18 protein-coding genes are annotated in these 14,348 nt (G+C 60.6%); 9 read left to right on the forward strand and 9 right to left on the reverse strand.

Features of this window, described 5'->3' with window-relative positions; translation table 11 throughout:
- The first annotated feature begins 182 nt into the window (after positions 1 to 182).
- Positions 183 to 1,145, forward strand: coding sequence for a thioredoxin-disulfide reductase (gene trxB, locus HDC32_RS31095; RefSeq protein WP_003194076.1), 963 nt, complete (start codon positions 183 to 185; stop codon positions 1,143 to 1,145).
- A gap of 60 nt (positions 1,146 to 1,205) precedes the next feature.
- Here the strand turns inward: trxB and HDC32_RS31100 are convergent, their stop codons facing one another.
- Genes HDC32_RS31100 through HDC32_RS31125 form a run of 6 tightly spaced genes read right to left on the reverse strand, consistent with a single transcriptional unit; the run spans position 1,206 to position 4,143 of the window.
- Positions 1,206 to 1,547 (reverse strand): HopJ type III effector protein, encoded by a 342-nt coding sequence (locus tag HDC32_RS31100; protein ID WP_131700250.1) that lies wholly within the window; start codon positions 1,545 to 1,547, stop codon positions 1,206 to 1,208.
- Positions 1,540 to 1,836 (reverse strand): DUF1244 domain-containing protein, encoded by a 297-nt coding sequence (locus tag HDC32_RS31105; RefSeq protein WP_139237772.1) that lies wholly within the window; start codon positions 1,834 to 1,836, stop codon positions 1,540 to 1,542. Before HDC32_RS31105 ends, HDC32_RS31100 begins: the two co-directional genes overlap by 8 nt.
- A 23-nt stretch (positions 1,837 to 1,859) precedes the next feature.
- On the reverse strand, positions 1,860 to 2,231 hold the full coding sequence (gene folX / locus HDC32_RS31110) for a dihydroneopterin triphosphate 2'-epimerase (protein ID WP_003194073.1): 372 nt from the start codon (positions 2,229 to 2,231) through the stop codon (positions 1,860 to 1,862).
- Positions 2,232 to 2,233: 2 nt separating this feature from the next.
- Positions 2,234 to 2,794, reverse strand: a complete 561-nt coding sequence (gene folE / locus HDC32_RS31115; RefSeq protein WP_024077360.1) for a GTP cyclohydrolase I FolE — start codon at positions 2,792 to 2,794, stop codon at positions 2,234 to 2,236.
- Positions 2,795 to 2,814: 20 nt separating this feature from the next.
- Positions 2,815 to 3,525, reverse strand: a complete 711-nt coding sequence (gene folM / locus HDC32_RS31120) for a dihydromonapterin reductase (RefSeq protein ID WP_184746631.1) — start codon at positions 3,523 to 3,525, stop codon at positions 2,815 to 2,817.
- 57 nt (positions 3,526 to 3,582) lie between these two features.
- Positions 3,583 to 4,143: an antibiotic biosynthesis monooxygenase gene (locus HDC32_RS31125; protein ID WP_065939011.1), complete on the reverse strand. Its 561-nt coding sequence runs from the start codon at positions 4,141 to 4,143 to the stop codon at positions 3,583 to 3,585.
- A gap of 215 nt (positions 4,144 to 4,358) precedes the next feature.
- Between HDC32_RS31125 and HDC32_RS31130 the strand changes: the two genes are divergently transcribed.
- Positions 4,359 to 5,318, forward strand: coding sequence for a MerR family transcriptional regulator (locus HDC32_RS31130; protein WP_167656681.1), 960 nt, complete (start codon positions 4,359 to 4,361; stop codon positions 5,316 to 5,318).
- Positions 5,319 to 5,320: 2 nt separating this feature from the next.
- Here HDC32_RS31130 and HDC32_RS31135 read toward each other — a convergent pair whose 3' ends face one another.
- The gene (locus tag HDC32_RS31135) at positions 5,321 to 5,926 is read right to left on the reverse strand and encodes a hypothetical protein (protein WP_131700254.1); all 606 of its coding nucleotides are present in this window, start codon (positions 5,924 to 5,926) and stop codon (positions 5,321 to 5,323) included.
- A 59-nt stretch (positions 5,927 to 5,985) separates the two neighbouring features.
- Positions 5,986 to 6,453 carry a PAS domain-containing protein gene (locus tag HDC32_RS31140; RefSeq protein ID WP_131700255.1) on the reverse strand — a complete coding sequence of 156 codons (468 nt, stop codon included), beginning with the start codon at positions 6,451 to 6,453 and terminating at the stop codon, positions 5,986 to 5,988.
- A 129-nt stretch (positions 6,454 to 6,582) separates the two neighbouring features.
- On the opposite strand from HDC32_RS31140, the gene HDC32_RS31145 reads away from it, so the two are divergent.
- A complete protein-coding gene (locus HDC32_RS31145; RefSeq protein ID WP_131700256.1) occupies positions 6,583 to 7,038 on the forward strand; it encodes a flavodoxin in 456 nt (151 codons plus the stop codon).
- Here the strand turns inward: HDC32_RS31145 and HDC32_RS31150 are convergent.
- Positions 7,019 to 7,915 carry a LysR family transcriptional regulator gene (locus HDC32_RS31150; protein WP_131700257.1) on the reverse strand — a complete coding sequence of 299 codons (897 nt, stop codon included), beginning with the start codon at positions 7,913 to 7,915 and terminating at the stop codon, positions 7,019 to 7,021. The two genes, HDC32_RS31145 and HDC32_RS31150, sit on opposite strands and share 20 nt — an antisense overlap.
- A gap of 98 nt (positions 7,916 to 8,013) precedes the next feature.
- Between HDC32_RS31150 and HDC32_RS31155 the strand changes: the two genes are divergently transcribed.
- The 6 genes from HDC32_RS31155 (at position 8,014) to HDC32_RS31180 (ending at position 14,327) form a co-directional block, all read left to right on the forward strand.
- A complete protein-coding gene (locus HDC32_RS31155; RefSeq protein ID WP_131700258.1) occupies positions 8,014 to 8,400 on the forward strand; it encodes a CidA/LrgA family protein in 387 nt (128 codons plus the stop codon).
- Positions 8,390 to 9,076, forward strand: coding sequence for an LrgB family protein (locus tag HDC32_RS31160; RefSeq protein ID WP_131700259.1), 687 nt, complete (start codon positions 8,390 to 8,392; stop codon positions 9,074 to 9,076). The genes HDC32_RS31155 and HDC32_RS31160 overlap by 11 nt, the downstream gene beginning before the upstream one ends.
- Positions 9,077 to 9,229: 153 nt before the next feature.
- On the forward strand, positions 9,230 to 10,012 hold the full coding sequence (locus HDC32_RS31165; RefSeq protein WP_184746634.1) for a class II aldolase/adducin family protein: 783 nt from the start codon (positions 9,230 to 9,232) through the stop codon (positions 10,010 to 10,012).
- Positions 10,012 to 10,914: an alpha/beta fold hydrolase gene (locus HDC32_RS31170; protein WP_184746636.1), complete on the forward strand. Its 903-nt coding sequence runs from the start codon at positions 10,012 to 10,014 to the stop codon at positions 10,912 to 10,914. Before HDC32_RS31165 ends, HDC32_RS31170 begins: the two co-directional genes overlap by 1 nt.
- Before the next feature lie 237 nt (positions 10,915 to 11,151).
- A complete protein-coding gene (locus HDC32_RS31175) occupies positions 11,152 to 12,063 on the forward strand; it encodes an SDR family oxidoreductase (protein WP_131700262.1) in 912 nt (303 codons plus the stop codon).
- Positions 12,064 to 12,545: 482 nt separating this feature from the next.
- Entirely contained in the window at positions 12,546 to 14,327 is a 1,782-nt protein-coding gene (locus HDC32_RS31180) for a DUF1302 domain-containing protein (RefSeq protein WP_145338504.1), read from the forward strand.
- Positions 14,328 to 14,348 lie beyond the last annotated feature (21 nt).

Raw genomic sequence — 14,348 nt, forward strand, 5'->3', positions numbered from 1 at the left:
CTGACTGCATAGAGACCACCTATGAGCTGGATTGTTATTCCGTATTTCCTTAATCTTGCCCCCCTCGATACGCTGCACCCATTATTTTTCAGGGCCTGCGAGTTAAAGCCTTCCCCAAGTGCTTCGTGGTCCCTTTTTTATTCCAGCCGTCTTGTAGTCCGGGCGGTCGATAGGAGTGAGTCATGTCTGATACCCGTCATTCGCGAGTGATTATTCTCGGTTCCGGCCCTGCCGGTTACAGCGCTGCCGTCTACGCTGCCCGGGCCAACCTCAAGCCGCTGCTGATCACCGGCATGCAGGCGGGCGGTCAGTTGACCACCACCACTGAAGTCGACAACTGGCCGGGTGATGTCCACGGCCTGACCGGTCCGGTGCTGATGGAGCGCATGAAAGAACACGCCGAGCGCTTTGAAACCGAGATCGTGTTTGATCACATCAACAAGGTCGACTTCTCCAAGAAGCCTTACAGCCTGACCGGCGACAGCGGCGTCTACACCTGTGACGCGCTGATCATCGCCACCGGCGCCAGTGCTCGCTACCTAGGCCTGCCATCGGAAGAAGCGTTCATGGGCAAAGGCGTTTCCGCTTGCGCCACCTGTGACGGTTTCTTCTACCGCAACAAGCCGGTCGCCGTGGTCGGTGGTGGCAACACTGCCGTGGAAGAGGCGCTGTACCTGGCCAACATCGCCAGCACCGTGACCCTGGTTCACCGCCGCGAGACTTTCCGCGCCGAGAAGATCCTGATCGACAAGCTCCACGCCCGTGTGGCTGAGGGCAAGATCATCCTCAAGCTCAACGCCACCCTGGACGAAGTCCTGGGCGACAACATGGGCGTGACCGGTGCCCGCCTGAAAAACAACGATGGCAGCTTCGACGAGCTGAAAGTCGACGGCGTGTTCATCGCCATCGGTCACACCCCGAACACCTCGTTGTTCGAAGGCGTGCTGGAAGCTAAAGACGGTTACCTGGTGGTGCAAGGCGGCCGTGAAGGCAACGCTACCGCGACCAACATCGAAGGCATCTTCGCTGCCGGCGACGTGGCCGACCACGTCTACCGCCAGGCCATCACTTCGGCCGGCGCCGGTTGCATGGCGGCCTTGGACGCCGAGCGTTACCTCGACGGTTTGAAGGACGCTTCCTTCTAAATTGTTGAAATAAAAAAACCGGCTGCGAGGCCGGTTTTTTATGCGTGCAATTTAACTGACTCAGGATTTGCGAGTCAGTGGCTGGGCGGTGAATGTCACACCTGCCAACCCATGGGCAATCAACGCCCGGATATTGCCATGGTCACTGCCCTCAGGCGTCGCCACCACCGAGCGGTAATGCTCACCAAACGCCAACAGCGCTTCCTGGTCGCTCAAGCCTTCCAACAGCGCCAAGCCCAGGGTCTTGCACGAACCTTCGTTTTGCCCGGCAGCGTTTTCCACATCGCCATTGGTGAAAGCTTGCGGCTGGTAATCGTAACCGGCAGCGACAAACGCCAGGGTGTCGGCAAAAACATGCGTGCCGCTGTTGAGGCTGGCGCGCAGGGTGTTCAAATCAGTCATGGGGTTTTCCTTTGGCGAACGCCGCCTGCTGCTCGGCGCTGGCTTCTTGCTGGTATTGGGCTTTCCACTCGGCATACGGCATGCCGTACACCACTTCGCGGGCGTCATCGAGGCTCAGCTCGATCTGGCGCTCGTCGGCCTCGGCCTTGTACCACTTGGACAGGCAGTTGCGGCAGAAGCCGGCGAGGTTCATCAGGTCAATGTTCTGCACATCCTTGCGGCTGTCCAGATGCGCCACCAGCCGGCGGAAGGCGGCGGCTTCGAGTTCGAGGCGTTGTTGATCGTTCATAGGGCTCACTGACAATTCAGGGGTTAGCGGCTGGCCGCCAGGGTAATCGACACCGACTCGGCAAAGCGCAGGGCATGGGGCTTATCCACTTCGACTTCGGCGTACAGCACCGATTCGTTGCTCATCACCAGGTCCAGCAGTTCCTGGGTCAGGCGCTCCAGCAAGGCAAAGCGGTTGCCTTCCACGTGGGCGATGATGGCCTTGGTGATGGTGCGGTAGTTCAGCGCGTGGTCGATGTCGTTGTCGCGCACGGCTTCCTGGGCGGCATACAGGATGGTCAGGTTGATCAGCACATCCTGCTTGTTGAGGATTTCGTCCTCATTGATACCGATGAAGGTGCGCAGGCACAGGTCCTTGACCCGGATGCGCGCCATGCCTGGTTGAAGTTGTGGCATTGCTACTTGCTCCGTCCAATCAGTTGCAGGAACTCCATGCGCGTGGTGTTCGACTCGCGGAACGCGCCGAGCATCACCGAGGTGTTCATGGTTGAATTCTGTTTTTCCACGCCGCGCATCATCATGCACATGTGCTTGGCTTCGATGACCACGGCCACACCAGCGGCCTGGGTCACTTCCTGGATGGCATCGGCGATTTGCCGGGTGAGGTTTTCCTGGATCTGCAGGCGCCGGGCGAACATGTCGACGATGCGCGCCAGCTTCGACAGGCCCAGCACCTTGCCCGTCGGAATATAGGCCACGTGGGCCTTGCCGATAAAGGGCAGCAGGTGATGCTCGCACAGCGAATACAGCTCGATGTCCTTGAGGATCACCATCTCGTCATTGTCGGAGGCGAACAGTGCGCCGTTGACGATTTCCTCGAGGTTCTGCTCATAGCCATGACACAGGTACTGCATGGCCTTGGCGGCGCGCTTGGGGGTGTCGAGCAGGCCTTCGCGTTCCGGGTCTTCGCCCAGGCCCTTGAGGATCTCGCGGTAATGGTGGGGCAGGGATAAGGTCATACAACATCCTCACAAGCGGCTTACTTGATATGCCGCCCGCCGTTGACGGTCAGGGTGGTCCCGGTGACATAGGGGTTGTCCAGCAGGTAACGCACGCTCTGGTAAATCACCTCCGGCCCGGGTTCGATGCCCAGTGCCGATTTGGCCAAGACCTTGACGCGGTAGGCCGCGTCGTCGCCTTCGTTGAACATCACCATCGCCGGGGCGATGCCGTTGACCTTGATCAGCGGCGCGAACTGCGCGGAAAACGACAGCGTGAGGCTCTCGAGCCCGGCCTTGGTGGCACAGTAGGCGATGTGCTGGCGGCTGCCCTTGCGCACCACGTCATCGCTGATATGCACGATGTCGGCAGGTGTCGAGCGTTGCAGCAAGGGTGAACAATGCAGGTTGATCAGGTAGGGCGCAAGCATGTGCACGCTGAACATATCGCGAAAGGCGCGGCTTTCGTCGCCCGGCGCCTCTGCGACCCACGCCGAAGCATTGTGGATGATTGCACGCAGGCTTTGTGTGTGTGTGTTCAGTTCAGCGATAAACGCGAGAATCCCGGCTTCAGTGGAAAAGTCGGCAAACACACCGACCGCGCCACGCTCGCGCAGGGCCTGCACGCCAGGGCGTTCGCTGCGGTAGCTGAAAATCACCGGTTGGCCCTCGTCCAGCAGGCGTTCGGCGCAATGCAGGCCGACGCGCTGGCCGGCGCCGGTGATCAGGATCGGGGCGTTCGTTGCAGTCATGGGAGGCTCGCGTCGCTGGCAGGCGCAAATCATACCAGCGACGGGCCGCCCCTGTACTCACGCCGCCGCTTCGGAGGCCTTGCGGGGGGCAGGCGCTGGGTGCAGCCAGTTCGCCAGCAGGTGGGTCGACAGCGGAATGAACCAGTACACCATCAAGGGCGTGAGTGCCATTGTGCTGACCAGCACACGTGGCCCCAGCTCGAGTTCACTGAGCAGCGGCCCCAGGACGAAGTTGAACAGCAGCGACACCGGAAAAAACGCCAGCCAGATCGCCACCGCCTGCTTCCAGCGTGGCGGACGGGCGCCCGCTGCGCCAAACCAGCCATCGATGCCCCGTACACGGTGCTCGGACGGGTCGGCGAATAAATCGCTCCCACGGCTCAACCACGCACTGCGTGAGGCGGAAAACTCCCAGGCGTGCAGGGTTTTCTCATCGGCGAAGCGGAAAATGATCTGGAATTCATCGTCATTGGGCGGTGGGGCCAGCACGCCGGAGCCCAGATAGCCGGGGAAATCGGTGGCCAATTGCTCGCCTTCGCGCAGCCAGGCCATCAGTTCTTCATAGCGCCCTTTGGCCACGCGGCGCGCAACCATCAAGGTGACGGGAGAGGTAGACATTGTGTATCTCCAAATGTACGGGTGCGCTGAACCGGGTAGGTGGCGCACAGACGACGCTGCGGGGGTGTTGCAGCGACGTGTAAAAAGCAGGCAAGGATTATTCCTGTTTTACCCGAATACACCAGCGACATTGGTCCGAAAAGCGGGAAACTTGAAAAAGACAGGTGTAAAGGCGTTAAATGAGCGCCCAGTTAACGTTGGTTTTTTGGTCTAAAATGCCCGTGATTACTGCTCCGCTTGATAGTGTTTCGCATCTGGATTCCACCGCTTCCGATGAGCTGTTTCCGATTCGTGAAGTCTCGAGATTGACAGGCGTCAACCCGGTCACCTTGCGTGCCTGGGAGCGCCGTTATGGGCTGATACAGCCCACGCGCACTGAAAGTGGGCATCGCCTCTATTCCAAGGTCGATATACAGACAGTCCATCGTGTTCTCGATTGGATCGAGCGCGGCGTGGCCGTGAGCAAAGTGGGCAAGATTCTCGCTCGTGACGATCAGCAGGCCGAAGCCGTTCGTGCACAGCGCGATGCCGTCGAGGAAAGTGAATGGCCGCAGTGGCAGGCGCGGTTGATGCAGGTCATCAGCGACTTCGACGACCGTCAACTGGAACGTTTGTATGGGCAGGTTCTGGCTACCTACCCACTCGACGTGGTGTTCCAGGACATTCTGATGCCCCTGTGGAATGAGCTGTTGCGTCATCAGGGGCGTTTCGGCCAGGCCAGCGAATGGTTGTTCTTCGACAACTTCCTGCGAGTACGTGCCTTGGAGCGCCTGCAATTGGCGTGCGCTTCACCCGTGCCGCGGGTATTGCTGGCGGCCATGGCGGGTGAGTGCCGTAAGTTGGAGTTGCTGGTGGCGGCGCTCCTGATGAGCAGAGATGACCTGGCCGTGAAAGTGCTGGGCATGGGGCAGCCGGTTGACGAGTTGACGCTGGTCTGCGAGAAAACTCACCCACAGGCCCTGATCCTCTTCTCCAATTACTCGCATAACCATGATCTTGCCGGGCGCTTGAACCGCTTGGCGTTGACCCTGGATTGCCCGCTGCTTCTTGCGGGTGCGGCTTCGGATCTTGCCCAGGACGACCTGGCCGGCACGTCCATTGGCTGCCTGGGCAATGAAGGTCGCCTGATGCGGCGGCGCTTGCAACAGTTTCTCAGCGGCGGGCTGGATACCTGATTTCAGGCATGCATGTGCGGATGGGCCAGGCGGTGCTGGTGCAGGATGAACTGACGCAGGCGCTCGGTTTCATCCACGTCGCTTTGGCTCAAGCGATAAGCAAACAAGCCCCGTGCCGTTTCCCGCTCGAACGCGCCGCGCAGCGCGATGCGTTCGTAGCCCGATGGGCTGAACCACAGGGAAAAGGTTTTTGGCGGCTTGATCCGGCCGCGAATTTCCACCAGTACACCCTTGAATGACACCTCATGCACCCACAGGGCGCCGGCATTGCCCCGGATGTTCTCGAGGGCCACCGGCGTTTCAAGCGCCAGGCGCCACGGGCGTATCATCGGGCCGTCTTCGAAAATACTTGGCACGCCCAAACGCAGATGCATTGCATTGAACTCATCCTCCACCAGATGCAGAGGGAAGGTCAGTTGCTGGTTGTTGAACTGCGCCTGGATGGTGAGATGGTCGTGGGCGGCCAGGCGGGTGAGCAAGTCGCGAATCTGTGCACCGCCGTTGACGGTCAGGCTCGACGAAGCATCCCGCAGGTTGAGTTGCGGGTTGTGTTGCATATTCTGAATGAAATCCAGCTCATCCTGGGTCAGAAGCGCATTGCGTCGCATCGTGCTTGCTCAATAGAGGGGTATTAAAGTGCCATTATCCGCTCTTATGCCTGCACTTTCTAAATTTTGTTTAATCCATTTGTCGCTTTGAGCGCTGCCAGTTCGGCCTTGACCTGCGCCAGTTCGCCTTCCAACTGCGCGACACGCTGCTGGGCCTTGACCTGGAGCGTGACGTCCTTTTGTACACCGACGAAATACGTCTGTTTGTCCGCCGCGTTATAAACCGTTGAAAGCGACAGTTCGTTCCAGAAGTGGCTGCCGTCCTTGCGGTAATTACGCAGGATTTCCCGGCAGGCACCGTCGTTCTCCAACGCTTCGCGGATGGCTATCAGGGCCGGCTGGTCGCGGTCGCCTGACTGCAGGAAGCGGCAATCCTGATAGAGGATTTCGTCGAGGGTGTAGCCGGTCAGCCGTTCGAATGCGGGGTTTACGTAGATCAGCGGCTTGTCCTTGCCTTCTCTTTCAGCGATGACGATGCCGTCGTTGGAAGCGTTGATCACCATGTGCATCAGCTTGGCGTTAATCATTGCGCGGTCCATGGCTTTGGGTTGGAGTTGCCAGTTTAAGACATGCCTTGAATCTTGCACGGCGGGCGCTGAAATATTTGCGCCAGCTGCTAATATCCCAGGCTTTCGCTCAACTACAGGATCAGATTGATGAAAGTCGCCATCCTTTCCGGCTCGGTGTACGGCACGGCTGAAGAAGTCGCCCGCCACGCCGCCGACATCCTCAACAAGGCCGGCTTCGAGGCCTGGCACAACCCCCGTGCGACCTTGGCGGATGTACAAGCCTTCAGTCCGCAAGCCTTTCTGGCGGTGACCTCCACCACCGGTATGGGTGAATTGCCCGACAACCTGCAACCCCTGTATTCAACCCTTCGCGACCAACTGCCCGCCGCCTGGCGTGGCCTGCCCGGCGCGGTGATCGGCCTGGGCGACGCCAGCTACGGCGATACCTTCTGCGGCGGCGGCGAGCAAATGCGCGAGCTGTTCGGCGAGTTGGGTGTGCGTGAAGTGCTGCCGATGCTGCGCCTGGACGCCAGCGAGAGTGTCACTCCGGAAACCGACGCAGAGCCGTGGCTGGCCGAGCTGGTCACTGCACTGCGCGCTTGACCGGGAATTCGCGTAACAACGCCAGCCAGGCCTGGGCGGCTTTCGATAGATAGGCGCCCTCACGCCAGATAAAGGCAATGTCCCAGCGCAGGTAGTCGGGCGCCTTCAACGTCAGGCGCACCACGCCAGGTCGCACCAGCCCACGGGCGACCACGCTGGGCAACAGCACCACCCCTTGGCCGGCGGCCACCAACGCGGCGAGGAAATCTGCCTGGCCACTGCGGCCGATTTCCTTCGGGGTAAAGCCCAACTGCTGACACGCCTGCATCAGACGATCATTGAGCACAAAACTGCGCTGGTACATCAGGAACGGCGTGTCAGCCAATTCTTCAAGGCGTACCTGGGCGTTGTCTGCGAGAGGGTGGTCAATCGGCAGCAGTGCATCCAGTGGTTCATCGCAAAAGGCTTGCCAGGCAAACGCCGGGTCATTGGGCTTCAAGCTGCCTCCCACTTCCAGTTCACCGTTCAGAATCGCCTGCTCGATATTGCGGCTGCCGCCCTCCAGCAACTGGATGGTGACGTTCGGGTAGCGTCGGCGGTACTCGGCAAACAACCCGGCGAACAGCGTGTCGCCCGCCAGCAATGGCAGGCCCAGGCGCAGTTCACCGCGGGTGAGGTGGTGCATATCGTCCAGTTCGCTGAGCAATTCGGACTGCAAGCGCAGCATGGCTTCGGCGCGTTGCAGCACGACTTGACCAGCAGCGGTCAGGCGGATCTGCGAGCCGATACGGTCGAGCAGCGGCGTGCCCAGGCTTTGTTCCAATTGTGCGACCTGCTTGCTGACGGCGGACTGGCTGATATGCAGGGTTTTCCCCGCCTGGGTAAACCCGCCTCGGTGGATCACTTCGACAAAGCTGCGCAGCTGTTTGAATTCCATTGCCTTGATTCCAGTTTGGAATAGTTGGCAGTCTAACAATTCGCTATGGGGATGGAAGGTCGCTCTCTAAAATGTAGGCCTGCGAGGACCCAAAGCCCATGAAACGTTTTCCCTTCAAACACCTTGCCCGTTTGCTGACTGAACTGGTCGTGCTGCTCGCGATTTATCTGCTAGGCACCCAGTTGGCGGTTTGGCTGGCCTTGCCCATCCCCGGTGGCGTCGTGGGCCTGGGCCTGCTGCTGGCAACGTTCGCCAGTGGCCTGGTCAAGCCGGCGGCGCTGCAATTGGGCGCCGGGGTGTTGATGGCCGAGATGCTGCTGTTCTTCATCCCGGCCCTGATGAGCCTGCTCGATTACGGCGGCCTGCTGCGCAACGACGGCTGGCGCATCCTGTTGGTGATCGGCTTCAGCACGCTGGCGGTGATGCTGGTCACGGCGTTTACGGTGGAAGCCGTGTGCCGCTGGAGATTGCGCCATGAAGCTTGAACTGATGCCGGTGTTCTGGCTCGCCTTGACCCTGGGCGCCTACGTGTTCAGCCGCTGGCTCTACCGGCGCACCGGGCGCTACCTGCTGTCGCCGCTGATCCTGGTACCTGCGCTGTTGTTGGCGGTGGCCGTGCCGATGCACACCGCCTATGCCGAATACGCCACCGACACCCACTGGCTGATGCTGGTGTTGGGCCCGGTCACTGTGGCGTTTGCCGTGCCGATCTGGCAGCAGCGCCGCTTGCTGGCGCGGCACTGGCCGGCGTTGCTGCTGGGCATGGTGGCGGGCAGCGTGGCATCGATCGCGACCTCGTTCGGCCTGGCGAAGGCACTGGCGCTGGACAGTTCGGTGACGATGTCGCTGGTGCCGCGCTCGATCACCACACCGTTCGCCATGCCGGTGTCTTCCGACCTTGGTGGCGTGCCGGAGTTGACGGCGGTGTTTGTGATGTTCACCGGTGTGTTCGGCGCCATGCTCGGTGGTGTATTGCTCAAATGGCTGCCGCTGCGTACGCCCCTGGCTCGTGGCGCGTTGTTTGGCGTGGGGGCCCACGGTGCGGGTGTCAGCCGAGCTCATGAAGTGGGCGGCGAAGAGGGCTCGGTCGCCGGCCTGGTGATGGTGTTGACGGGGTTGCTCAACCTGTTCGCCGTGCCTTTTCTGGCGGCGCTTCTCTGACGCGCTTTAAACAAAATTCAACTATTCTCTGAGCTGACTCGCTCGGTCATCAAGCTGGCTGCCAAGGCAACTACGGCAGGCATGAGGTCTGACTAGACTGGCCCATCACACAAAAAAATAACAATAAGACAGTGCGCCAAGGAGGTCGTTGCCGTGAGCCTAGCCCCCGTTCTATCGCCGCAGAATGTCAAAGACCAGGTCAGCGCTGCCGAATGGCAGATCCGCGTCGACCTCGCGGCCTGCTATCGCCTGGTGGCGCTGCATGGCTGGGATGATCTGATCTTCACCCATATCTCGGCCAAGGTGCCGGGCACCGATGATTTCCTGATCAACCCCTATGGGCTGATGTTCCACGAGATCACCGCGTCCAGCCTGGTCAAGGTCGATCAGGCCGGCAACAAACTGATGGACAGCCCCTACGAAATCAATCCGGCGGGCTACACCATCCACAGTGCCATCCATGAAGTTCGCCACGATGTGACGTGCGTGCTGCACACCCATACCGCCGCGGGTGTCGCCGTCGCTGCGCAGAAGCAGGGCGTGTTGCCCATCAGCCAGCAATCGCTATTCGTGCTGTCGAGCCTGGCCTATCACGCCTACGAAGGCGTGGCCTTGAACCACGAAGAAAAAGCCCGCTTGCAGGCCGACCTCGGTGATAACAATTTCCTGATGCTGCACAACCATGGCCTGCTGACCTGCGGCAGTACCATCGCCGACACCTTCCTGATGATGTTCATCTTCCAGCGCGCCTGCGAAATCCAGGTGCTGGCGCAAAACGGCGGCGCCGAATTGATCCCCATCGGGCCGCAGATTCTTGCCGGTGCCAAGACGATGGTGGCGACTGTTACCAAGAGCGCCCAAGGCATGGGTGGCGCGCTGGCCTGGCCGGCCTTGCTGCGCAAATTGGACCTGCAAGCCCCGGGGTATAACAGCTGATGCCACTCGCCGAGATCCCGCTCAGAGCCTGGCGCAAGCGTGGTCAGGATTTCGTCTTTCGCGGCCGTACCATTCGCTATTGGGTGGCCGGGCAGGGTGAACCGCTGCTGCTGATCCATGGCTTCCCCACGGCCAGTTGGGACTGGCATTACCTGTGGCAACCCCTGGTCCAGCGCAATCTGGTGATCGCCTGCGACATGCTCGGCTTCGGTGACTCGGCCAAGCCGCTGGACCACGATTATTGCCTGCTGGAACAGGCGGACTTGCAACAGGCCTTGCTCGAACACTTGCGGGTGGAGCAGCCGGTGCATGTGTTGGCCCATGACTACGGTGACAGCGTTGCCCAGGAACTCCTGGCCCGGCACTACGAGGGCCGGTTTGAGATGGCCAGTTGTGTGTTCCTCAATGGCGGGTTATTCCCCGAAACCCATCGCCTGGCCCTGGTGCAAAAACTCTTGCTCAGCCCCCTGGGCTGGATGATCGGCCGTGCCTTCGGGCGCAGCGCTTTGTCTGACAGCTTCGGCCAGATATTCGGCCCCGACACCCGCCCCAGTGAAAGTGCCCTGGATGACTTCTGGAGCCTGATCAACGGCAACGACGGCACGCGCATCCTGCACAAACTGATCGCTTACGTCCCCCAGCGCCGTCGCCTGCGTGATCGCTGGGTCGGCGCGATGCAGCGCGGCGAAGTGCCGTTGCGGGTGATCGACGGCGAAGTTGACCCGATCTCCGGCGCGCATATGGTCGAGCGTTACCAGCAATTAGTGCCCCACGCCGACACGGTGTTGCTGGCCAATATCGGCCACTACCCGCAGATCGAGGCACCGGTGCAGGTGCTCAAGCACTACCAGGCGTTTCGTGATCGGGTCGCGCGGCCGGCCTCGCGAGTGGCCTATTCCTGATCCCGAATCCTTTTCTGTAGGCGCGAGCTTGCTCGCGAAAATCGTCAACGATAACGTGGGAATCCTGACACCACGCGGCGCTTTGGGGTTTTTCGCGAGCAAGCTCATTCCTACAGAGAGACGAGTCATCATCCCCCAGCCTTATCGAGCACCATTCAGCCTCAGCCGTATTTATTGTGACCGCAGGCGCGTTGCCGGACACTCGAGCCATTCCCATTGTCGCCATCGGAGTTCGGTATGAGTGAGTCAGTGCAGTTCCAGGATAAGGTCGTGATCGTCACCGGTGCCGGCGGCGGATTGGGCCGGGCCCATGCGCTGCTGTTCGCCAGACACGGGGCCAAGGTACTGGTCAACGATCTCGGCGGTTCCACCCAGGGCGAGGGCGCCAATGCGTCCGCTGCCGACCGGGTCGTGGCGGAGATTCGCGAGGCGGGCGGTATCGCCGAGGCCAACCATGACTCTGTCACCGACGGTGACAAGATCGTCCAGAACGCCCTCGACGTCTTCGGCCGCATCGACGTGGTGGTCAACAACGCCGGCATCCTGCGCGACAAAACCTTCCACAAAATGGACGACGCCGACTGGGACCTGGTTTACCGGGTGCATGTCGAAGGTGCCTACAAAGTCACCCGCGCCGCATGGCCCCACCTGCGTGAGCAAGGCTACGGCCGGGTGATCTTCACCGCGTCCACCTCGGGCATCTACGGCAACTTCGGCCAGTCCAACTACGGCATGGCCAAGCTTGGGCTGTACGGCCTGACCCGCACCCTCGCCCTGGAAGGGCGCAAGAACAACATCCTGGTCAATGCCATCGCCCCCACCGGCGCCACACGCATGACCGAAGGCCTGATCCCGCCGCAAGTGTTCGAGCGCCTCAAGCCGGAATTGGTCAGCCCGCTGGTGGTGTACCTGGGCAGCGACGCGTGCCAGGAAACTTCAGGGCTGTTCGAGGTGGGTGGCGGCTGGATCGGCAAGACCCGCTGGGAGCGCAGCCTGGGCGTAGGCTTTGACCCAGAGGCCGGGTTCTCGCCAGACGATGTGGCGGCACATTGGGCGCAGATCTGCGACTTCGAAGGCGCAGCCCATCCCAAGGACAATATCGAAGCGTTAAAGGAAATGATGGCGAACTTGCAGAAGTACAGCCTGTGATCGTTGCTTGAAGAAGATTGAATCCCACGGGGCGCTGATGGCGCCCCGTTTTATTTCAGGCAAAAAAAAGCCGCGGCAAACGCAGCGGCTGAAGTAAGACGTTGGATCAAGGAGCGACAAATCAACGTCAGTGAACACGGGTAACAGACTGAAAAAACACTTCAATCTATTCAAGATCGGCTTTTCTCCCGAGAGCGGAAGCGGGCGGTTTGCCCTGAAAGCCAGGCAAGAATAGTCGCTTGTAACAAAATGAGTAATAGCTGTTCAGGACAAGGACTGTTACCGATATGGCAACAGTCGCCCACGTCGCCATCCATTCTCTTGATAACCCACCATCCACCCGGTCCATGCCCTCGCCCAGACCCAGGCCAGAGCGGCCTGTAATCCTTTCGAGCGACAACACGAATCCCTCCTTGGTGCGCTTATCGCTCCTGATGCGCGGCAGTAGGGTGGGGCCTTCTGTCACTCACCGGGGAAGACGCATGACAAAAACAATAATGCGCGCCATCTTCACGCCACAGGCGCTGGCCGCTGCGGTTGCGTTGGGTTGCTGTGCCCAGGCACAGGCTGTTTCTTTCAACATTGGCGAGATCGAAGGGCAATTCGACTCCTCGCTGTCGGTCGGCTCGAGCTGGGGCATGCGCGATGCCGATAAAAAACTCGTGGGCACCGTCAATGGCGGCACAGGCCAGGCTTCCACGGGAGATGACGGGCGCCTCAACTTCAAGAAGGGCGAGACCTTTTCCAAGATCTTCAAGGGCCTGCACGACCTTGAACTCAAGTACGGCGACACCGGTGTGTTCGTGCGTGGCAAGTATTGGTACGACTTCGAACTCAAGGACGAAGACCGCGAGTTCAAGCAGATCAGCGACCACAACCGCAAGGAAGGCGCCAAATCCAGCGGTGCGCAGATCCTCGATGCGTTTGTCTATCACAACTATTCCCTGGGCGACCTGCCGGGCACCGTGCGCGCCGGTAAGCAGGTGGTCAGTTGGGGCGAAAGTACCTTCATCGGCAACTCCATCAACAGCATCAACCCGATTGACGTGTCGGCGTTCCGTCGACCCGGTGCCGAGATCAAGGAAGGGCTGATTCCGGTCAACATGCTGTTCGCGTCCCAGAGCCTGACCAACCAACTGACCGTGGAAGGCTTCTACCAGCTGGAGTGGGACCAGACGGTGCTGGATAACTGCGGCACTTTCTTTGGCGGTGACGTGGCGGCAGATGGCTGCACCGGCAACTACACGGTGGGTAGCCCGGCGATTGCGCCGTTGCAACCGATTGCAGCGGCTCGCGGCCAAGGCTTTGTGGTGACCCGCGAAGGTGTGGTGGTGCAGCGTGCCGGTGACCGCGATGCACGGGACTCCGGCCAATTCGGTGCAGCCTTGCGCTGGCTGGGCGATGACACGGAGTACGGCCTGTACTTCATGAACTACCACAGCCGCACGCCGACCGTGGGCACGATTACTGCCAACACCAATCTGGCGACCATCGGTGGTATCGCGGCGGCTGCCCCGGCCGGCTTCGGTTCGGCCCTGGCCCAGAGCACCATGCTCGGCCGTGGCCAGTACTACCTCGACTACCCGGAAGACATCCGCCTGTTCGGCGCCAGCTTCTCCACCACCTTGCCCACCGGCACGGCGTGGACCGGTGAGATCAGCTACCGCCCGAATGCACCGGTGCAGCTCAATACCACTGACTTGACCCTGGCCCTGATCAACCCGATTGCGGGTAATGCGGCATCGCCGATTCGTTCTTCTTTCGGCGCCGACAACAAAGGCTACCGCCGCAAGGAAATCACCCAGATCCAGAGCACCATGACCCAGTTCTTCGACCAGGTGCTGGGCGCTGAACGCCTGACCCTGGTAGGCGAAGCGGCGGTGGTCCACGTCGCCGGCCTGGAAGACAAATCCAAACTGCGTTACGGCCGCGACTCGGTCTACGGCGCTTACGGTTTCGAGGGTGACACCGACGGTTTCGTCACCTCCACCTCCTGGGGCTACCGCGCTCGGGCGATCCTTGACTACAACAACGCCATTTTCGGGGTGAACCTCAAGCCCAACCTGTCCTGGTCCCATGACGTGGCCGGCTACGGGCCCAACGGGATCTTCAACAAAGGCGCCAAGGCTATCAGCGTCGGCGTGGATGCGGACTACCGCAGCACCTACACCGCCAGCCTCAGTTACACCGACTTCTTTGGTGGCGACTACAACACCCTGACCGACCGCGACTTCCTCGCCCTCAGCTTCGGCGTGAACTTCTGATTTGGCTTAAAGAAGGACAAG

Origin of the sequence: Pseudomonas sp. JAI120 (assembly GCF_014207255.1) — a bacterium.
In the GTDB taxonomy this organism is placed as follows: domain Bacteria; phylum Pseudomonadota; class Gammaproteobacteria; order Pseudomonadales; family Pseudomonadaceae; genus Aquipseudomonas.